Genomic DNA, 20,779 nt, shown 5'->3' with positions numbered 1-20,779 from the left:
AGGACTGAACTGAAGTCGAGACAAAAGCGCTTAGGATTTGAGCAGGGGCCCCAACACAAAGAAACTGGTAAACCAGTTTCAACAAGCAATGCGAGTTGGGGTGGGGCCCCAACACAGAGAAACTGATAAACCAGTTTCAACAGGCACAGCGAGTTGGGGTGGGCCCCAACACAGAGAAACTGGGACATAAAGGTCTTTGACCAAAGAGAAAAAGAGGCTGGGACATAAATCCCAGCCACTTCAACATCTTGGCAGTAGATGACTGAAATGAAAATGCGCTTGTATCAAGCTTTTTCATTTCTAGTCATCCTTGCCGGGGCGGGACTACGAAATCTCTTTATTCCAATTAGATTTCTGCCCCGCTCCCCTTACTTGAGCTCTAGTCGTTTCGTTTCTAATGATTGTTATGAACGCTAGCGTAGGTAATATAACCTTGGTTTTCAAAGAATTGTACATGTTTATTACCGAGTGTATAAGAATACACTTTACCTTTAGGTGTCTTTGTCACCTTAGATTCTGACTTTCCGTAAGCTTTGATAATTTGTTTTTCTGACACTTTGCCGTACTGAAGATCAAACCATACGCCATTAGCTGTGTGAGTACTAGCTTGGTAAAATTTCTGGTCGTATTGCTTTACGTTCGTACGTGTATTGTGTTTGTTTTTAGTAATTTTATAACCATTGATAGTAAAGTTGTCGTGCTTTAAAGCATTAATAAAGTTTTTATCTAAGATGAATTTGCTTTGTGCAGTAGTATAACCTTTGTAAGAATAATAAGGTTTTGTAGCTGCTTGTGCTTGATGGTGAGATGAACTAATATCAGTTATCCCTGTGTATCCTACGCTAAGTCCTAAAGCGAGGGTGCTAGCTAATAGACCTTTAGTTAAGATTTTCATAGTTATCTCTCCTTTAAGTTCTTACTGTAAGCATACATTCATTACAATGTTATTACAACTATTTATCATTTTGTAATAATTTACAGAGGTCTCTTTTTGCTTGTTTAATAAGTCAGGGATAGCGACGTTTGATTAGAGTGAATAATAGTCAACTCAGTATGAACATAATAAAGCCAGAGGTTAATGAGGAGATTAATTGAAACGATATAAAATAGTTTAGGGTCTTCATCCTCTTGTTAAAGGGTAAGTGTTCGGTTTGTCTGATGTCAGTGTGAGGGAAGTCTAAAGATATGAGGGGTAGTGAGTTGAGCGCTTCTTTCTCATACCTTTATACCGCGAAACATCCTCAGTTCAAAAGTACAGATGTATATAGAGGTTAAGGAACTTGTATAATAAAGTTAAAAGTTTGTAATTAAAGAAGGTGAGACGCTGAGCAAGACGAACGGGGTAGGTGAGTGGATAGAACGCACTGAGTATTATCAGCATATAGAAAGTATGGTTGTGTACGCTCTTATATAAGTGATCATTCATTAACGACGTAAGAGTAGGGGGCAGTTTACCACGAGTCAACTTAAATAATGAGGGGGCGGGACAGAAATCTAATTTGAACAAAAAGATTTCGTAGTCCCGCCCCGGCAAGGATGACTAGAATTGAAAAAAGCTTGGTACAAGCGTATTTTCAAATCAGTCATCTACTGCCAAGACGCTGAAAGAGACTGAGACATTACATTATGTCCCAGCCTCTTTCTCTCTAGTTAAAGACCATTATGTCCCAGCCTCTTCCAATACCTTAATTATCATAATTTAATACATAGATTAAAGCCAGCGCTCAGTCTGAGGCCTAGAGGTAGAGTAATAATAGATGACTTTAGAGCACTCCTAGGCAAGCAAACACGGAGGCTGGCTAAATTTTTACACAATAGTTTCCATAAATATTTCAAATGACATCGCATTATAACTTCCCACTCTATATTACTCGCTGCACTTATCTAAATGAAAGTGAACATGGTCAGCTATAACTTGAGTAATCTTGGGATGAGAAAACTGTTTAAAGTAATCTTGGAAACGTGGATCCTCATCGTAAGTATCAGCAATACAACAGAGTAAGTCATCTGAGAAATCTGCATACTGGTTGAGCATACGCTTCCAACGTTCAACAATGTGTTTAGAATCTTCGTAAGGTGCATTGCGTTCAGCAAGTTGATTAAACGCTTCGAAGATAGAATCCATTTGTGCTACCTCCTCCTCTGAATAAGATGCCTCGTTCCCTCTTCTCTTGTCCGCTAAGCTTTGATATACAGCCGTATGCCCATAGCGGTAAGATGCTTCTGTTGCATATTGCTGTTGTAACGGTAGCTCATAAATATCTAATTTCAGTAACGGTGTGCCGTCTAAAAATGATAGAAGGTTGTCGTTAAGTCGTTGTAGATTGTTAATTTTTTCTTTCATCTGCGTTTGATAGGTTTGCAGTGACCGGCGTAGCGTCTCCTCGTCTAAGTCGATCATTTTATTAACTTCATTTAATGATATGCCTAAACCTTTGAGAAAGATGATCTTTTGTAAGCGTATAAGATTGTCCTGGCTATACTGACGGTAGCCATTATCTTGACGCTGACTAGGAGTTAATAAACCTATTTCGTCGTAATGGTGTAAAGTTCGCTTCGTCACACCGGTGATTTCTGTTATTTGTTTCATAGAATAATAATGAGTCATTTCGTTCCCTCCAATATTCAGATTAAAGGTAATTGAGCATACTAGTTCAGAGGCCTCTCAATTTTCACATCATCCTAATTATAATCTCTAAGATGAGTGAAAGAAGAAATACACAATTCCTTTCTGATATAAACTTTAGAGGGTAACGTTACGTGAAGGTCAAGCTATGATGAACAATTTTTTTCGTATTATGGTAATGCTGTGAACAATCGGGCTTTACACCGAAAGATAGCTCATTTGTGAGAGATTTTAGCTACGTATATTAAATCACCTTTGAGGTAAAAATTGACTACAAACTTTTATAATCGCTTGTTCGTATGATTTAATTCTGCATTGCTGCACTTTCTGCATAATATGATCGGGCGACTTAGTGAGAGCGACAGCTTTATTGTTAAATTAAACCACGTGCTTAATCCACTAGTGAGTCGAACGAGCGCTAGAGTGATAGCACCATTGAGGAGCTGCTACACTATGTGCTTGACTTACCAGGCAGCTTGAGGCCTCTCTTCATTTTTAAATTCTACTGTTAATAGGACTGTACTTTAGATGTTTCAGGGTTGAAATAATGGATAAATTCTTTTCGCAATTGCTCTTTTTGACCATTACTTAAAGCGTGTTGGTTATGATAAACGGTTGATTCTCAATTGCCATACATAGGGTTAGGGAAGATGATATCCTTTTTACCAAATTTTTTACTATGCTGGCCTAAAAATTCATTTCTTGAGTGGGAAGTCGGTTGTTCAGGGTTATCAAAGTCTAATAAATTATCTCCAAACAACATCACTAATTTATGGTTGCGTCGAACTGTTTCACGACGACTTGATTTATCTTTATCAATTTTAGCTTTTAATTTAATATGTGAGGCGCTCGTTTGAGGTAAGCCGATATTTCTTAACTTGCGTTGGGTGGCTTTGAAATCTTTCGCAGCATCTCTATCTGATATGTAATAAATGGCGACTCCTTTTTTATCCGCATATTTTAAGAAATCTTTCGCACCATAAACGGGTTTAGCTTGAGCGGATTGAACCCATTCGTGCCACCCTGTAGGAAGAGAGACATTATTTAATGATGCGTATCCTTGATATGGAGAGTTATCTAGAACTGTTTCATCTAAATCTAATGCTATAGCAAGCTTTTTCTTACCTTTATTTAAATCTAATGCTATAGCAAGCTTTTTCTTACCTTTATTCTTTTTAAGTTCCTGCTGTAAATGTGTCTTGGCAGTATTATAGCCTTGAGCATATAAAGCTTTAGCTTCAGTAGAGTTTTAGTACCAGGAGACGGCCATGATGTTTTCTGAGCCTATGTCTGCTTGCTCCACAGAAGCACCATTTTGCGCTTGTTATTGAGAAGTCATATTCACGGTAGGACTACCTGATGCGTTCGCACTCATGGGAGCTAAGAGTGTTACAGAACTTGCAATCGTTAAAGCTGAAATGTATTTAGATAATCTTTTCATCTTAACACCTCTATTAATGAGGCTGGGACATAATGGTCTTTAACTAGAGAGAAAGAGGCTGGGACATAAATCCCAGCCTCTTCAACATCTCGGCAGTAGATGACTGATTTGAAAACGCGCTTGTATCAAGCTTTTTTCAATTCTAGTCATCTTTGCCGGGGCGGGACAACGAAATCTTGTTATTCAAATTAGATTTCTGTCCCGCTCCCTCTTTCAGCATCTTTGCCGGGGCGGGACAACGAAATCTTTTTATTCAGATTAGATTTCTGTCCCGTTCCCACTATAGCTAAGCTACTCTGAATAGAGATTGAAGTAAAGAGACACTGTTAGGGGAGAGTGAACGAGCTGCAAGTGTGAGCGCTAACGGTCGAGAACTTTCTTTAAAGATTTTGTAAAAATTGTAAACCACTGCACCCAAAGGACACTATCTAAATATTTTCCACAATTAAATATAATTGATTTAAAGTAAAAAGCCAGATAATATTGTCTTATCAATTGCAATCTCAAATAAAAAGAGTATATTAATACTATACAACTAAGAGTGGCTAGTAGTTATTGTGAAAATAAAGGAGGAAAATATGGAAAAGTTATTATCCATTATTGTTCCTGTCTATAATAAAGAGAAATATTTAAGGGAATGTTTAAATTCGCTCACTCATATACGTTTTAAAGAAGAGGAGCTGGAAGTCATTCTTGTTGACGATTGTTCAACAGATAGCTCAGTAAGTGTTATTCAGGAATATGTCGATTGCTATCCATATATACGTTTGATTCAACTGGAAGAGAATACAGGAAGCCCATCTGAGCCACGCAATATCGGTATGAGAGAGGCTAAAGGCAAATATTTGACCTTGTTAGACGCCGATGATTGGTTAGACCAAGAGGGGTTCGTGCCATTTGTCTATCAGGTAAATGAAAATGATGCTGATATTGGTTTTGGGAGATATTATCGTCACGTAGATAATAAGATATCTTATGTCGCTCGTTTCTCTTCCTACCAAGATAAATCAAATTTAGTGCCGTATGAGATTCCAAGTATCTTTAGAGGCGTAGGTCCACCAGGTAAAATTTTTAAAAAAGAACTTGTCATAGATAACGATATCAAATTCGAACATCTGCAGTATGGGGAAGATAAGTTATTCTTTAGCGAGCTATTTAGTAAAGCGCGTTCTGCCACGATGTCAACGTATGATACGTATCATATCAATCGGTTCGGAGACAATGCTTCACTCGTTAAATCGACTTCCATACTAGAGAAAACTCAAATTAATTTACGAGTATTACGTAAAATTTGCGATTTAGACATCCCGCAGACTGCTCTTAAAGAAATCATGTCTCGATATATGGAAGTAGACTTCATGAGCCGACTCTTCTATACTAAAGCTTTTACGAATGCAGTTGATAAATCACCGTATTATGACGCGTTTGTGCAATTTATCGAGTTGGTGCAGTCACAAGGGTTTAAACCTGAAGACTTACTTCAGAAACCTAAATTTCGATACACGTATGAGATGTATAAGCGTGTAGAACAAGAAACCTTTGAGAAATATGTGGCAGCACTTTACAAGGATGAGGGTGCTCAACGTTATGAGGAAGATGGTTTAATATATATCACTCCGTCCGCTGACTTTGCTGAAATTGAACCACTAGCGGTTGAAATTTACCCGGTATATGAGGGAACCGTTAAAAGCAAAGATGCCTTCTACGATGTGGTTCGCTTGCACAAAGATGAGACTGTAGAGGTTGAAAAAATATTAGCGGTACAAATCAATAATGCGCAAAAAGCATGTGAACTTGACTGTCATATCGAAAGAGACTTAGTTTATATACCGATTGCCCAATATGCTCAAACAGGGATGGAAGGTTTTAACATCACAGTTCGATATAATCGTTTTGAAGAAGCTAAAGTATTTGCATCTCATCCAAGCACGCAGCTTAATCAAGCGAAAATGAAGCGGAAGCGTTTTAAGGTGGAAATGGTAACAGCTAAACCTTCAAAAAAGAAACCTGAGTATTTGACTGAGGCGCCGCCTAAAGTAATAACGCTGAAGAAATGTAAATTCTATGAGGATGCCAATTTCAAATCACCTATATATGAAATAGAGCCAGGTTCTGTGATAGATATCAAACAAATTTCGCAGTCGGGAAATGGGACGCCTAGATTGGTAACGACTGACGGATATTATTTAACAGCGAACTTGAAGTTTGTCAAAAGCTTTGAAATTCCTCAAACGACGAAATACATTACAGAACCGCCTCGTGCAGTTGAAGTGCTTAAAGGATGTAAGCTATATTCAACTCGGGATTTCAATGACGATTTCTTACGGCTCATACAGGTTGGGGAGAAATTTGAAATTGAAACGATAATTTATACTGAAAAGTTAACCCCACGTTTAAAAACGACGAACGGTTTCTATTTAACCGCAAACGCATCTTATGTGAAGCCAATTTAATAATTAAGAAGCGCAGGCTTAATGTTAATAGGAATAGAAGAAAGGTATATGGTGTTCATTCCTGTAACTTGAGAAGGGCGGGTCTCCGAAATCTTTTTATTCAAATTAAATTTCTGTCCCGCTCCCGAATCGTGAGTGTTTCTGGACACTCCTACCTTTGGGACGCCGTTAATCGGTTTTCCAGAGCACAAAAGCTTTATGTCTCAAACTCTGCTATTTAGGTTCTGTTTCAATACTGGATCTTCCTATAATTTCAACAAAATTTTGAGATTTTATATATTTACCCTTTCCAATTCAGGGACTTGAATAATTAAATGATTGATGTAATAGTCCCTTTGTAAATTTCTAAAAAATTTTAAATATGAGTTATAGGGACTAATAAATTTATGAATAAGGGAGCTTACTATGGAAACTGTTGCGACAATATTAGGCATACTTCTTGTACTACTTGCTATAATAACAATTGCTCTGTTAATTATAGAAGTTATTACCAAAGGGCCTGAGACGAGAAATTTTAAATCAACTTATATTTTTGCTGGCTTAACGATACTTTGTTTAGTGGTATTTTTAGTACTAATTAATATTTTAATATAGCTATATATTCTTCCGGAGCCTGAGTCATAAAGCCCAAAAAAAGAGAGGTCAGGACAAAAGTGTTTAGGATGTGAGCAGGGGGCCCCCAACAAAGAGAAACTGGTAAAACAGTTTCTACAAGCATAGCGAGTTGGGGCGGCCCTATAAAAGCGAAGTCGGAGGCTGAGACATAAAGGTCTTTGACTAGAGAGAAAGAGGTTGGGACATAAATCCCAGCCTCTTTAACATCTCGGCAGTAGATGACTGATTTGAAAACGCGCTTGTATCAAGCTTTTTTCAATTCTAGTCATCTTTGCCGGGGCGGGACTACGAAATCTTTTTATTCAAATTAGATTTCTGTCCCGCTCCCTCTTTCAGCATCTTGGCAGTAGATGACTGATTTGAAAATGCGCTTGTATCAAGCTTTTTTCAATTCTAGCCATCCTTGCCGGGGCGGGACTACGAAATCATTTTATTCAAATTAGATTTCTGTCCCGCTCCCTCTTTCAGCATCTTGGCAGTAGATGACTGATTTGAAAATGCGCTTGTATCAAGCTTTTTTCAATTCTAGTCATCCTTGCCGGGGCGGGACTACGAAATCATTTTATTTAAATTAGACTTCTGTCCCGCTCCCTAATCGTGAGCGTTTCTGTCGACAATCCTACCTTTTGGATGCTGTTAAGCTGTTTTCCAGAGTACAGAAACTTGCTCTCTTAATCTCATAGTTCAAATCTTTAGGTCATACAACATCTCCTAACTGTTTAAAGTATTATATCTTTATAACTATCAATCACTTTCATTTGCAAATTATATCATCATGTCAAAAGGGGAAATATCATCAATGTAGTGTAGATGTTTTAAAATAATACATAAACGCTAGTTTGTCGCATGTTTTTTATAGGTCAATACAGCGAATGTTTAAGGTTTATTTTATAACTACAACACACTGTTTAAGATAGAAAATAATACACCATTATTTATATATCGTGGTATGATCCAACATAATAAGAATGCTGCTTAGCGGCAATGTTTAATCGCAAAGAACGACAAATGAATGGTGCACGTATGAAAGGTATAAATTACACTCCTTGGAGATAGGTTCATATCATCATATAATACCTGGTGAAACATTTAATACGATTGATGTATATACGCATGTCACTTTACATCAAATCGTACACTTCGCTTGTTATAAGGTATAGAGGGGAGAATAATATATGAAAAAAACTACATATTTATTGCTACTTGGTGGGGTTTCATTATTGCTCGTTATAGAACTTGTTATGATGCTATTAAATAAGAGGATTAACTTGCACACACCCTTTAATCCACTGCATATTATCATTACAGTTGCTGTTTGGGTAGTGTTGCTAATTGTTATTCTAGCTATGCGTGCTATAAGTTTACGAAAAGACCAACAAGGTGCCAGTGAGCCAGAAGAAATGAGGCGAAAATTGATCTCAGAAAAACTAAATCTTCAATCTAATGAATACTTTTTTCAAACACCCTTTTACTATATTGGTGAACGTTATGTCACTATTTATAATAGTGATAATATAAATATGTACTTTAGAACTACTTTCAATACTCAAATAGAAAAGTGGTTATCGCTAATAGGTGCAGCTATGTTCATAGGCATTGAAGTGATTTCTGAGAATCATAGTGTGAAAGTGAAAAGGATTAAGTACTTCTCTTATCCAGCCTCCTATAGAGTTATATTAGACGACCATCCTATTGGTGAATTTAGAAGGCAAAAGTTTGTTAGTGAGAAAGGCTATAAAAAGCGATTCGGTTATAAGTTGTTTACCGACAAGTCAGAATACACATTGAATAGTCCATATTTAACTAAAGAAACAACTATTGAGAAAGACGGTAAACCTTTCTATTACGCTAAACGTAATTTTTTAGATGTTTCGAAAAATAAAGCTACAAAGAAACGTGGAGAACAACAGCGCATTAAATTTGATGACAGTCTACAAGACTACCCGGTTGAAGTCTGGTTAGCCATTTATACTCAAGCTATAGTGATGTTGCACGTAGAAGAGAAAGCGAGCGTATCGACAGTCGCTACGTAATATGATGTAGTGAAGGGGGGATTTAAAGGTGATACTCATAAGTGCTTGCTTGACAGGTGCACAGGTGCGTTATGATGGGAGTCATAAACTTGATCGTCGGCTACGTCAATTAGTAGAAGAGGGCAAAGCGATTAGCGCCTGTCCTGAAGTCCTCGGTGGATTAAGTACTCCTCGTGATCCAGCAGAAATTGTGGGTGGCGATGGGAATGATGTGTGGACAGGTCAAGCACAAGTTCGAACGATACGAGGTGAAGACGTTACGGCACAGTATAAAGCTGGTGCGTTGCAAACCTTGAGGATGGTGCAAGAACTCAATTGTGATACAGTGATATTGAAATCTAAGAGCCCCTCATGTGGTTCTATAGAGATCTATGATGGCACGTTTACTGGTAGCAAGAAAGTAGGTAACGGTGTGGTTACTGCACTTCTTAAACAGTACGATATTAAAGTTTACGATGAGATTAGCTTTTTTAAAAGGTAATACGAGGAGCAGGGAGTAAGGGGATCAGTAAATCATTTTATAAATATATACGATGGTCATAATCATAGCAATGAATGAATTCAGTGAACGAACATCGCAAACGGGTGTACGATAAAGGCACGATGTCGCCATCATCTCATCTTAAATGTATAGGTTACCACTTAAAATTGGAGTAGTAAGATTTTATTAGAAATATCAGAAAAATATTTACTAATCTATAGCTATAGTATAAACTAAAAGTGGTTATAACCAGTTAGGAGATAAAATGAGTCATTTGCAAAAACCTTTGTATCTTCAGGTGTTTGAAGATATAAAAGAAAAAATCAAAAATCGAATTTATAACGAAGGGGATAAACTACCTTCTGAAAGGCAGTTAGCTGAAGAGTACGAAGTCAGTCGTATCACGATTCGTGAGGCGTTAAAGCACCTTGAAGAACATCGATTTCTACGCACCGAACATGGGCGCGGGTCGTATGTATTAGGCAATCAATACAATCAAATGTTGGATAAACTCTATAGTTTTAAAGATGAAATAGAGAAAAACGGCGATACTCCGAGTACAATGATGTTGAGTATTGAGCCAATTGATCCACCTACTTATGTGCAGCAACACATGGGTTTAACTCGTTTCCAAAAGGTGTACAAATTGCGGCGCTTGAGACTTTCGAATGACACACCGCTTATTTATGAAACGACGTACTTACCTTTACATGTTTGTGAAGGGTTAGATCAATTTGATTTCAACCAGCATTCGCTTTATGAAACTTTGCATGATTACTACAATATTGCAATCGATTACGCTTATGAGACTTTAACTTCGCGTAAGATGTCAGAACAAGAAGCGAGTTACTTAGAAACAGATAAGGAATCGGTATGTATGTTTATCGAACGTCATAGTTATGTAGAGGATAAAATTGTAGAATTTACAGAATCTGTAGCGAAAGCTCAGGATTACAAATATACAGTTAAATTGATTCAACAGTAAGCGTTTGAAAGTAATAGTGACATCGACGTTGGTACTGAAGTCATAACACGGTTCATAGTTACTGCTGTTAGGCAATCTTTCAACTCATTAGTACATTAAATAAGCTATGAAGCACCGCTTTAATTTAAAAGTGTAGGGCCTTTAACTCCGAGTCACTATACTTAATATTACAACTGGTTATGACAACATGACCAATATGGAGGTGGCAGCTGTCCTCCATGACCCCCATACTTATCAAAATAAATAGCAAGAACTAGAAATATGACGCCAACTCCAAGCAATAGTTGCTGATCGCCAGCTAGCGTTGGAAGACTTCAATCGACACGCGAATTGATAATGAAACTTAGCGATTGTTCAGGAAAGCGTGTTGAGATTTCACGTGAAACAACGTTAGTGTTTCATCATATACCTAGAGTTGGATTCTATGAGAATACGCTATAGGTAATGTTAAGACATAGTGAGCCATATCGACGTTGATATGAGAACGACTTTAATCTTGAAGATGAAAGTGGACAAACAGAATACAAATTTTGAACCTGGGTAGCGACGGAGCTGATTCTGACTATGCTACAGCACTAGATTTCGCAACTGAGTTTAATGATTTGGTACGGGCTATAACTTATTTAATGTTCAGCCGGTTTGTTATGGAAACGACTGTGAGTTATGGCTTCATTCCTGATAATCCTAGTCTAGAGGGTTACAACAATCGCGTGGTTAGAAATGTGAAGTTACATAATTACGAAGGGTAAGGAGACTATGACATGATATTGACACATACATTCAATCCTTCGATAGACATCACCTATACTGTTCCCGAGCTGAACGTAGGTGATGTGCATCGAGTTAGAGAAATGATTAAGAACCCAGGTGGTAAAGGTATTAATGTTTCTAAGGTGTTAAAGCAACTTGGTGCGCCACTGCATGCCTTGTTGTATAGTGGTGGTGCAAACGGGAGATGGTTAACATCGAAATTAGCCGACCTTGATCTTTCTTATACCGCACTTCAAATTGAAGGGGAGACGAGACAATGCATTGCGATCAATGACGGTAGAGCACAAACAGAGATATTGGAGGCAGGACCCGTAGTCTCACAAGAGGCACAACAATCCTATTTAGATGAGATGGCAGCGCAATTAGTTCAAAGTTCAGTCGAGGTCATGACTATTAGTGGAAGTTCGCCCCAATTAGCTCATATAGACGCAGAGACGCATTTAAAGCGAGTGCTTGCATTGTCTCCTCACAGCTATAATATTCTAGATACTAAGCCTGAAGATTTAGTTTCAGCATTAAAAGCAGGCTTAGCTGTAGATTGTATTAAACCTAATAGAGACGAGTTTAGGCAATTGCTCCGCCTTGAGCAGGATAAAGGGTCTGTTGATGAAGCTGATTTCGAAGAGAATAATATGTGCCACATTATGACAATGCACCCATTATTTAAAGATATCGACGTATTTCTGACATTAGGTGCACAAGGAGCCATCGTCAAATACCAAGGACAAGTTTACCGCGCTACTGTACCGATTATTCAAGCTGTAAATCCTGTAGGATCAGGAGATTCGACAGTAGCAGGTATTGCCTACGGTATTCAGCATTTTTCTCGCCAACCGGAACGTCTGATTCAACACGCGTTAGCTTGCGGTATGTCTAACGCGATGCAGCAAGAAACAGGTTATATCAATATTAAGCAAGTACAAGAGTTAACGACAGAAATTAATGTGGAGATGATATAAATGACGATCAAAGATTTAACACCATTATTAGATGATAACGGTATTTTTAGTGCCATAGCGATAGACCAACGTGGTGCTTTAAAGAGATTGTTGAAAGACCAAGTGACTGATGAGAACATCTCAGAGTTTAAAGGCTTTGTTTCTGAAATTCTGACACCTCATGGGTCTAGTATCTTACTCGATCCAGAATACGGTTTGCCGGCTGCTAAGAAACGAGATAAGCATGCAGGTCTTATCCTTTCATATGAACAGACAGGATACGATAAATCAGACTCTAGACGATTGCCACGACTAGTGCTTAATCAATCTGTGAAACGTTTAAAGGAAGTAGATGCTGACGCAGTTAAGATCTTAATCTATTATGACGTAGATGATGAAGTAGAGACTAACGAGATTAAACATGCGTTTGTAGAGCGAGTAGGAAGTGAATGTGAGGCTGAGAACGTCCCATTTCTACTAGAAATCTTAACCTATAATAATCAGATAGGTGATGAAAAAGGTGAAGCATTTGCGAAAGTGAGACCAGATAAAGTAAATCGTGCCATGAAAGTATTTAGTGATGCGCGCTATAAAGTGGATGTATTGAAAGTAGAGACGCCAGTGAATATGAACTATGTAGAAGGTTTGGGAACAGACAATCCAGTTTATACTCAGGAAGAGGCCGCGGCATACTTTAAAGCACAAGACGACAGCACACACCTTCCTTATATTTACTTAAGTGGTGGAATGAGTGCTGATTTATTCCAACAGACATTGAAATTTGCCAAGCAAGCCGGTTCAAAATTTAATGGCGTACTTTGTGGACGTGCTACGTGGAAAGGGGCTACTGAAGCATTTGTTAATGACGGAAGTCTGAGCGCGAGAGAATGGATTGAACAACAAGGGTTAAGTAATTTGAAAGCTTTAAATGAAGTTAATGAGCGCTATGCCACGCCGATTAAGTAACCTTGAAACTCTTGAGTCAGCGTTGCTGAGTGGTTTGTCTATGGGGCTATTAAAGGGGAGCGGGACAGAAATCTAATTTGAATAAAAAGATTTCGTCGTCCCGCCCCGGCAAGGATGACTAGAATTGAAAAAAGCTTGATGCAAGCGCATTTTCAAATCAGTCATCTACTGCCGAGATGTTTAAGAGGCTGGGATTTATGTCCCAGCCTCTTTCTCTCTAGTCAAAGACCTTTATGTCCCAGCCTCTGGCTTCGCTTTTATAGGACCGCCCCAACTCGCTGAGCTTGAGGAAACTGGATTACCAGTTTCTTTTTGTTGGGGCCCACCCCAACTCGCAGTGCTTGAGGAAACTGGATTACCAGTTTCTTTTTGTTGGGGCCCACCCCAACTCGCAGTGTTTGTTGAAACTGGATAACCAGTTTCTCTTTGTTGGGGCCCCACCCCAACTCGCAGTGCTTGTTGAAACTGGATTACCAGTTTCTCCGTGTTGGGGCCCCCTGCTCAAATCCTAAACGCTTTTGTCCTGACCTCGTACGTGGATAGCTAACTATTTCCTATTTTCACTCACACTCTTGTCTGCCTATTTTAATAAATGAAATGATTAACACAATCTCTACAGCCCTTTTACCATAATTAAAACTCTAATCTTTGTAGTGATGTTTAAAGAAATCGCTACTCAACGCTTTTACTTTAGGCGATAAGAGGAGAACCGCAATAATGTTAGGTATCAGTACAAATGCTAAGGCTAAATCGAGAAGACCCCACAGTTGTTTACCCACACCGATAGCACCTAAGATAATAGAAATGGTGTAAATGACTTTAAGAACCCAGCCTCCAGTTAGGCCGAAGAGATATTCAGCCATGCGAGATCCGTAGAATATAATGACGATGACCGTAGAGAACACGAAGAAGATCATCGAAATAGCTATCAACACGCTGCCCCATGAACCAAAGACCTCTTGATAAGCGCGGGCAGTTAGAGCGGAGGAATTTACCTGAGCATCACTCGCTTTCCACACGCCTGAAAGTAATACGACCATTGCTGTAGTTAGGCAGATGAGTACGGTATCAACGATGATTTCGGCTACACCCCAGAAAGCTTGGCGTGCAGGGTGATCAGTCTTGGCAGCCGCATGAGCGATAGGAGATGTACCGAGTCCAGCTTCATTCGAGTAAATACCACGCGCAAAGCCCCAGCGAATCGTATTAGAAAGTACTGCACCAAAGCCTCCGCCAGTCGCTGCATGAGGATTGAAGGCTTCTTTAACGATGAGCGCGACGATATGAGGGATAGCTTGGACGTTAATGAGTATAATGATGAAACCAAGTAAGAGGTAGATTCCAACCATGATAGGCACAATTTTTTCAGTGAAAGCCGCGATACGACTTACGCCTCCAAAGACGACGAGAGCAGCTAATGCAGCGATCACAATCCCTGTGATAAGTGGATTAATATGGAAGGTATCTTCTACATTCGCAGTGACAGAATGGCCTTGCACCATGATACTAGGTATGATTTCAATCATTAATGCAAAGGCGAAGATTAAAGCGAATACCTTTCCGAGTTGCTTGTTGTTAAACCCTTTACTCATATAGTGGGTTGGACCGCCAATAAATTCTCCTTTTTTATTCTTCTCTCTATACGCCACACCGAGTATATTTTCACTATATTTCAACGCCATGCCAAAGAACGCGATGACTAACATCCAGAAGACTGCACCTGGACCACCCATCATTATGGCGGTAGGTACGCCTACAATATTAGCAGCGCCTACTGTAGAGGAGAGCGCTGAGGTAAGTGCTTGTCTCGGGGTAATCGTCCCTTCCCCTTTAGGGCGCTTATTAATACTGCCGAAAGTTTGCTTTAAAATGTAGATAAAATGGCGAAATTGGACAAAATTCAGATAAATTGTTAGAAAGATACTGGCAATTAATAATAAAGTAATGATCGGATAACCCCATAACCAATCAGTAAATGCTAAGATATGCTTCACTTGGATGTCCCCCTTGTTTAAGCATATTGATTTAAATAAAGAATTAATTTATAATACAACCTAATTAATGAAAGCGCTTACTTATAAATAGTGTAAACTTTTAATTATTTAATTGCAATTTTTAATAAAAAAGGGGCTGTAACATGGAACACTTATATTGGCAAACACCAGAGCAAAGGGAAGACTTGCTTAAGGCACTGGTGAACTTTAACACTGTTACTCATTCTGAAGGGGAGAAGGCCTTCCCTGAATTTCTAATCAATCAACTGACACAATTAACGTATTTTAAAACCAATAGCAATCACATCCACTTGGTAGATACTGAAGATAATAAACAAGCCGTCGTAGCGTATTATCAAGCACCAAACACGAAGCGAACGGTCACGCTCATTAGTCACTTCGATACTGTTGATACTGACGATTATAGTGATTATGAACCTTATGCGACTCAAATGGATCTTCTCACTCGCAAGTTCAATGAGGATTCATCCTTTTTAGATGAGAATGCTATTGCCGATTTGAAATCTGGTGATTACCTCTTTGGACGTGGGTCTATGGATATGAAGCCAGGGCTGATGTTACACATGTCACTGTTGGAGAAAGCGATAAGCGAACTGTGGAATGTTAATCTAGTGCTTATTGCAGTCCCAGATGAAGAGGTGAACTCTTCCGGAATGCGCGCCGCTATGAGTTTTCTTAAGAAGTTGAAAGATCGAGAAGACCTCGATATTCGTCTACATCTAAACAGCGAACCTACATTTCAACAAGAAACTGGCGATAATAGCCACTACACCTATACCGGTTCTATAGGTAAGATCATGCCATCGGTGCTTGTTTACGGTCGTGAAACACATGTCGGCACGCCTTTGAATGGCGTAAGCTCTAACTTCATTCAAAGTTATATCAATCAGCAAGTTGAATATAGCACCGCATTTCAAGAGACATTTGAAAGTGAAGTCTCACCTCTTCCCGTGTCTCTCGTCATGCGAGATATTAAGCATCATTATGACGTGCAGACACCATTTAAGACACTTACTTTGTACAATGTATTTCTGTTCAAACATACTCCAGCTGAGGTGTTCGAGAAGTTTAATACGCTTGTTCGTAAAGGGGTCAATCAAGCAAAAGCCGCCTATGAAGAACGTTCTCAGACTGCCGGAAGTCATCGGCGTATAGACATTCCTGTCATTACTTATGACTCATTGTATTATAAAGCGATTGAATTATTAGGAAGTGCGCGTGTAGAAGAAGAGATCGATCAAATCTTAGAGAGGGAACAAGATATCTTACAGCAAAGTGTGAAAATCGTGGATCGATTATTGAGTTTATGTCGATCACTTACACCTACAGTCGTCACATTCTTCGCGCCGCCATATTACCCAGCGGTCAACAACTCTTATGAAGACTTTGTGGAAAGATTAGTTACAAAAGTTTCAACGACTGCTCAGTCTCAATTTGGACGTCCAAGTCGACGAATTCATTACTTTAATGGCATTTGTGATTTGAGTTATGTGCGATTGACTCATGCGTTAGGAGATATGGAAGTCTACCGTCACAATACACCTAATTTCGAACGCTCCTATACGATTCCGTTTCAAGACATCTATGAGATTAGTGCTCCCGCATTCAACTGTGGACCTATAGGTAAGGATGCGCATCGTGTGTCCGAGCGGATATATAAGAAGAGCGCATTTGAAGAACTGCCAGTATTAGTTGAAGCAGTGGTGAGAGAAGTGGAAGCGCAGTGACGTGAGTGTTAAATGTTAGAAATGATGAAGGGTAATTTAGTGTGAATAGTAAAACTGATCGAGTTAAAGTTGAGAATTTGGTTCTGTAAAGCGCATGCTTATGTAACCTGGAAGTACATTAAGCTCGGAAGCTATTACAGGGTTTCCCCGTTCACTTTGCACGTCTATGCTTTAGATAATATATAGTGTTGTTTGGATGAAAAGGGCTTCCTTACCATCGAAGAAATAAAAAATGCATTCATTAATATTTCCTATAAAATGTTATGCTATAAGTGAGCAACAAATAGAATTTTAGGGAGGATATCTATATGAAAAGAACAGCAGAAAAAGTACTCACATGGATCGGCTTCGGTTTTAATATTTTAGTGTTCTTTGGTTGTATCTTATTTACATTGCTATTGACTACGAGTAAAGAAGAATTTTCTAAAGCTTTAATGGAAGAAAATGCATTTTCTCTAAATGAGGCAGGAACGATCGCTGATATTTATACATTTATGAGTATGGTAGGGCTTGTCTTAACCGCTATCTATTTTATACTTTGTATTTTAGCGGCAGTTTGGATAGGTAAGAAAAATAAAGCAGCTGGAATTATTTTAATTGTTATCGGAGCTTTAAGTTTCATATCTCCAAACTGGATAGCGGGTGTATTATGGTTGATTGCTGGTATTATGCTACTAGTAAGAAAGCCTAAAGCGTATCATTCTAATTTAGCTAATGACTATAATTATAATAACGATTACACTCGTTCAGAAAATCGCGACCAGAATGATTCAGGCTATGAAAGAAATTTAGGAGAAAATACTTCTAAGAAGGTGGACGAAGATCCATATAAGTACTAATTGAAGTTTAGACGGGGTATATCGCTTTGGATGTGGGATTAAGTAACCGTTTGGTGCTTAGTCCCTCTTTTTATGTTTATAATTCGAAAGAGGGAGCGGGACAGAAATCTAATTTGAATAAAAAGATTTCGTAGTCCCGCCCCGGCAAGGATGGCTAGAATTGAAAAAAGCTTGATACAAGCGCGTTTTCAAATCAGCCATCTACTGCCGAGATGTTGAAGGGAGCGGGACAGAAATCTAATTTGAATAAAAAGATTTCGTAGTCCCGCCCCGGCAAGGATGACTAGAATTGAAAAAAGCTTGGTACAAGCGCATTTTCAAATCAGTCATCTACTGCCAAGATGCTGAAAGAGGGAGCGGGACAGAAATCTAATTTGAATAAAAAGATTTCGTAGTCTCGCCCCGGCAAGGATGGCTAGAATTGAAAAAAGCTTAATACAAGCGCGTTTTCAAATCAGCCATCTACTGCCGAGATGTTGAAAGAGGGAGCGGGACAGAAATCTAATTTGAATAAAAAAGATTTCGTAGTCCCGCCCCGGCAAGGATGACTAGAATTGAAAAAAGCTTGGTACAAGCGCATTTTCAAATCAGTCATCTACTGCCAAGACGCTGAAAGAGACTGAGACATTACATTATGTCCCAGCCTCTTTCTCTCTAGTCAAAGACCATTATGTCCCGCTCCCACCCTCTTCCTACGATTAGTCAAGCGCTTCTACAGTAAATAAGCATACTTAACTAAACTGTTTTAAATGATACACATACTGATTCTTTCAAATTATTTGATATAATTATTAGTAAATCTATTTTCCTAAAGGAGTCTTATTTTGGGTATTAAACATAAATTGAGTAATTTCAAAAGGAATCAAGGCCCTTATCATTATGCGAGTGCACGACGACACAAGCCTATTAAGAAGAATTGGTTTTTGCTTGAAGCGATGCATGGAAGCGGTGTTTCAGGTCAAATTTACTACCTATTGCCTGAAATTCAAAACGTTGCACCTGGGAGTAAAATATTTATAGTTTCTCAAAATCCTAAGCAGGATGAGGCGTTTTTGAAGAAGCGGGGGTATACTCATTTTTCCATAGTTGAACACCTCTCTGTTAAGTATTATGACTTATTGGCAACCTGCGAATTTCTAATCAATGATACGACTTTCTATCCATTTTTCAATAAAAGAAAGGAACAGAAATACTTTATCATTTGGCATGGCACCCCTCTCAAAAAGATGGGGAAGGACACCCAACCTATTGCTGATTTAGCGAATGTTCAACGGAATTTCTATATGGCGAACCAAGTTATCTTAAGCAACGAGTACTCGAAAGATGTGATGGCACATGCTTGTAATTTAAATGCTATTTATGCAGGCATGATGATTGTGGGACCGATGCCACGTAATAGCGTGTTCTATTCTCATAAGTTACGGGAGGAAGTACGAGATAAGTTAGATTTAGGAAATAAAAAAGTGCTATGTTACATGCCGACGTGGCGAGGACATATCGGTGGGGTGAGTGATGCTCAACACATTGAAACAATGCTGATGTACCTTAATCGACGTTTAGATGACGATACCATCCTGTTTGTGAAATTGCACTATCTCGTTAGACAACAGTTGAAAATGAATTTTGAGAAGATTAAATATGTGCCAGAGAACTATGAAATTTATGAGTTTTTAACAGCCACAGATGGATTGATTACGGATTACTCTTCAGTGATGTACGATTATTTAAATATGGATAAGCCAGTCTTTTTATATGCTTATGATTTAGAGCATTATACGAATGAGCGAGGGCTATACCATTCACCTGCTCAGTACCCATTCACTTTAGTTAAAAGCTTAGAAGCTCTCAATACAGCAATCCAACAGATGGATAACCAAGTGAGTTACCAAGAACTTAAAGCAGAAATGGTAGCTCATGATAATAGCAACGGAGCGCAAGAACTCGTTCAGTATATGATAAATGGTAAGACTTCAAAGAATATAAATGAATATAAAGTAGCTAATAATAAAGACAATATGGCTATCTATTCAGATGAGCAGGATAAGTATTCGTTACTTAAGCACTTAAATCGATTTAATGATGTAACCCAGAATGTAATTTACTTTTTTGATAAACGTGTCTATACAGACGCTGAGTACGAAGCATTATTACAATTGCCTAAAGGAATGATGATTTATTCAACACTAGGCGATATTAACGGAAACATAGTTGATCGTCTAGTGAAGAAAAAGTCGATTCTTAAAAGATTAGCGCAAAGAAGAATGACTCAACTCTATAATGAAGAATTTGACCGCTTGTTTGGAGATGTTCCACTAGATTGGTTAGTTTATTATATGAATGAGACAGATCAAGTTTCTGAGATGGTGAAATATTACAAAGGTCAGACTGCCGTGTGGCTCAGTGATGATATTGTTCAAAATAATAGATTGAAGTGGGAACAATTGTCTAAAGTGGATAGAATCGTCGTTAATCACTCCGATATAAGAGATCTGTTACCAACAAAATTACAAAAGAAAGTCGAACTAGTTGATGCTTTCTTTAGTTAGATAAACGCAGAATTTAACGAAATGAGCAGAAGATAAGAGAGAACCAATTTGAGTTCTCCGTCTCATCTTCTGCTCATATTTAGTAGTCCATCTCATTGATACTCCAACTAAATCGAAATCGATCAAACGAAAAAGTTCAACAGTAGGACGAGTAATAATATCAACGAACCTATAGCCTGAATATAGGAACCTTCTATCACCGCTATAATAACCAAGATCGTGGTTGCAATGCAAAAGAGGAGCTGAATTATAAAAGAGAGATACATGGGTATTTCCCAGCCCAGTAATTTTGCCGTCCATTCTATAAGAAGAGCAACACCCCCTATAATTGCTAGAGGGAACA

14 protein-coding genes and 1 pseudogene are annotated in these 20,779 nt (G+C 38.5%); 10 read left to right on the top strand and 5 right to left on the bottom strand.

The window, feature by feature from the left end; all coding sequences use genetic code 11:
- Positions 1–37: 37 nt before the first annotated feature.
- Positions 38–190 (top strand): hypothetical protein, encoded by a 153-nt coding sequence (locus N9R04_RS06585; protein WP_262855874.1) that lies wholly within the window; start codon positions 38–40, stop codon positions 188–190.
- 204 nt (positions 191–394) lie between these two features.
- On the opposite strand, the gene isaB is transcribed toward N9R04_RS06585, so the two are convergent.
- The 3 genes and pseudogenes from isaB to N9R04_RS06570 all read right to left on the bottom strand — a co-directional run bounded on the left by isaB (position 395) and on the right by N9R04_RS06570 (position 4,067).
- Entirely contained in the window at positions 395–895 is a 501-nt protein-coding gene (isaB, locus tag N9R04_RS06580) for an immunodominant staphylococcal antigen IsaB family protein (RefSeq protein ID WP_262855873.1), read from the bottom strand.
- A gap of 972 nt (positions 896–1,867) precedes the next feature.
- Positions 1,868–2,608 (bottom strand): MerR family transcriptional regulator, encoded by a 741-nt coding sequence (locus tag N9R04_RS06575; RefSeq protein ID WP_262855872.1) that lies wholly within the window; start codon positions 2,606–2,608, stop codon positions 1,868–1,870.
- 526 nt (positions 2,609–3,134) lie between these two features.
- Positions 3,135–4,067, bottom strand: a pseudogene (locus tag N9R04_RS06570) (5'-nucleotidase, lipoprotein e(P4) family).
- 578 nt (positions 4,068–4,645) lie between these two features.
- Between N9R04_RS06570 and N9R04_RS06565 the strand changes: the two are divergent.
- The 6 genes from N9R04_RS06565 (at position 4,646) to N9R04_RS06540 (ending at position 13,309) form a co-directional block, all read left to right on the top strand.
- Positions 4,646–6,520, top strand: a complete 1,875-nt coding sequence (locus N9R04_RS06565; protein WP_262855871.1) for a DUF5776 domain-containing protein — start codon at positions 4,646–4,648, stop codon at positions 6,518–6,520.
- A gap of 1,790 nt (positions 6,521–8,310) precedes the next feature.
- Positions 8,311–9,168 (top strand): hypothetical protein, encoded by an 858-nt coding sequence (locus N9R04_RS06560; RefSeq protein ID WP_262855870.1) that lies wholly within the window; start codon positions 8,311–8,313, stop codon positions 9,166–9,168.
- 28 nt (positions 9,169–9,196) lie between these two features.
- Positions 9,197–9,649 carry a 2-thiouracil desulfurase family protein gene (locus N9R04_RS06555; protein ID WP_262855869.1) on the top strand — a complete coding sequence of 151 codons (453 nt, stop codon included), beginning with the start codon at positions 9,197–9,199 and terminating at the stop codon, positions 9,647–9,649.
- 265 nt (positions 9,650–9,914) lie between these two features.
- Entirely contained in the window at positions 9,915–10,634 is a 720-nt protein-coding gene (locus N9R04_RS06550; protein ID WP_262855868.1) for a GntR family transcriptional regulator, read from the top strand.
- A 761-nt stretch (positions 10,635–11,395) separates the two neighbouring features.
- Positions 11,396–12,364: a 1-phosphofructokinase family hexose kinase gene (locus N9R04_RS06545; RefSeq protein WP_262855867.1), complete on the top strand. Its 969-nt coding sequence runs from the start codon at positions 11,396–11,398 to the stop codon at positions 12,362–12,364.
- Positions 12,365–13,309 carry a tagatose 1,6-diphosphate aldolase gene (locus N9R04_RS06540; RefSeq protein ID WP_262855866.1) on the top strand — a complete coding sequence of 315 codons (945 nt, stop codon included), beginning with the start codon at positions 12,365–12,367 and terminating at the stop codon, positions 13,307–13,309.
- A 231-nt stretch (positions 13,310–13,540) separates the two neighbouring features.
- Here N9R04_RS06540 and N9R04_RS06535 read toward each other — a convergent pair whose 3' ends face one another.
- Together N9R04_RS06535 and N9R04_RS06530 are read right to left on the bottom strand one after the other, a co-directional pair.
- On the bottom strand, positions 13,541–13,750 hold the full coding sequence (locus tag N9R04_RS06535; protein WP_262855865.1) for a hypothetical protein: 210 nt from the start codon (positions 13,748–13,750) through the stop codon (positions 13,541–13,543).
- Between the two features lie 200 nt (positions 13,751–13,950).
- Positions 13,951–15,303: an alanine/glycine:cation symporter family protein gene (locus N9R04_RS06530; protein ID WP_262855864.1), complete on the bottom strand. Its 1,353-nt coding sequence runs from the start codon at positions 15,301–15,303 to the stop codon at positions 13,951–13,953.
- Between the two features lie 143 nt (positions 15,304–15,446).
- On the opposite strand from N9R04_RS06530, the gene N9R04_RS06525 reads away from it, so the two are divergent.
- The 3 genes from N9R04_RS06525 (at position 15,447) to N9R04_RS06515 (ending at position 20,436) form a co-directional block, all read left to right on the top strand.
- Entirely contained in the window at positions 15,447–17,051 is a 1,605-nt protein-coding gene (locus N9R04_RS06525; RefSeq protein ID WP_262855863.1) for a M20/M25/M40 family metallo-hydrolase, read from the top strand.
- A gap of 308 nt (positions 17,052–17,359) precedes the next feature.
- Entirely contained in the window at positions 17,360–17,890 is a 531-nt protein-coding gene (locus tag N9R04_RS06520; protein WP_262855862.1) for a DUF4064 domain-containing protein, read from the top strand.
- 824 nt (positions 17,891–18,714) lie between these two features.
- Positions 18,715–20,436: a CDP-glycerol glycerophosphotransferase family protein gene (locus N9R04_RS06515; protein ID WP_262855861.1), complete on the top strand. Its 1,722-nt coding sequence runs from the start codon at positions 18,715–18,717 to the stop codon at positions 20,434–20,436.
- The last annotated feature ends 343 nt before the right edge of the window (positions 20,437–20,779 follow it).

The sequence above is a fragment of the Staphylococcus marylandisciuri genome, assembly GCF_025519785.1.
In the GTDB taxonomy this organism is placed as follows: Bacteria; Bacillota; Bacilli; order Staphylococcales; family Staphylococcaceae; genus Staphylococcus; species Staphylococcus marylandisciuri.
The sequence above is the reverse complement of the archived record's forward strand: the minus strand, read 5'-3'. Positions and strand labels throughout refer to the sequence as shown.

Excerpts from the sequence above, each read along its gene's own strand:
- isaB (WP_262855873.1), bottom strand. The coding sequence starts at position 895 with ATGAAAATCTTAACTAAAGGTCTATTAGCTAGCACCCTCGCTTTAGGA.
- N9R04_RS06545 (WP_262855867.1), top strand. The coding sequence starts at position 11,396 with ATGATATTGACACATACATTCAATCCTTCGATAGACATCACCTATACT.
- N9R04_RS06560 (WP_262855870.1), top strand. The coding sequence starts at position 8,311 with ATGAAAAAAACTACATATTTATTGCTACTTGGTGGGGTTTCATTATTG.
- N9R04_RS06565 (WP_262855871.1), top strand. The coding sequence starts at position 4,646 with ATGGAAAAGTTATTATCCATTATTGTTCCTGTCTATAATAAAGAGAAA.
- N9R04_RS06550 (WP_262855868.1), top strand. The coding sequence starts at position 9,915 with ATGAGTCATTTGCAAAAACCTTTGTATCTTCAGGTGTTTGAAGATATA.
- N9R04_RS06520 (WP_262855862.1), top strand. The coding sequence starts at position 17,360 with ATGAAAAGAACAGCAGAAAAAGTACTCACATGGATCGGCTTCGGTTTT.
- N9R04_RS06575 (WP_262855872.1), bottom strand. The coding sequence starts at position 2,608 with ATGACTCATTATTATTCTATGAAACAAATAACAGAAATCACCGGTGTG.
- N9R04_RS06540 (WP_262855866.1), top strand. The coding sequence starts at position 12,365 with ATGACGATCAAAGATTTAACACCATTATTAGATGATAACGGTATTTTT.
- N9R04_RS06525 (WP_262855863.1), top strand. The coding sequence starts at position 15,447 with ATGGAACACTTATATTGGCAAACACCAGAGCAAAGGGAAGACTTGCTT.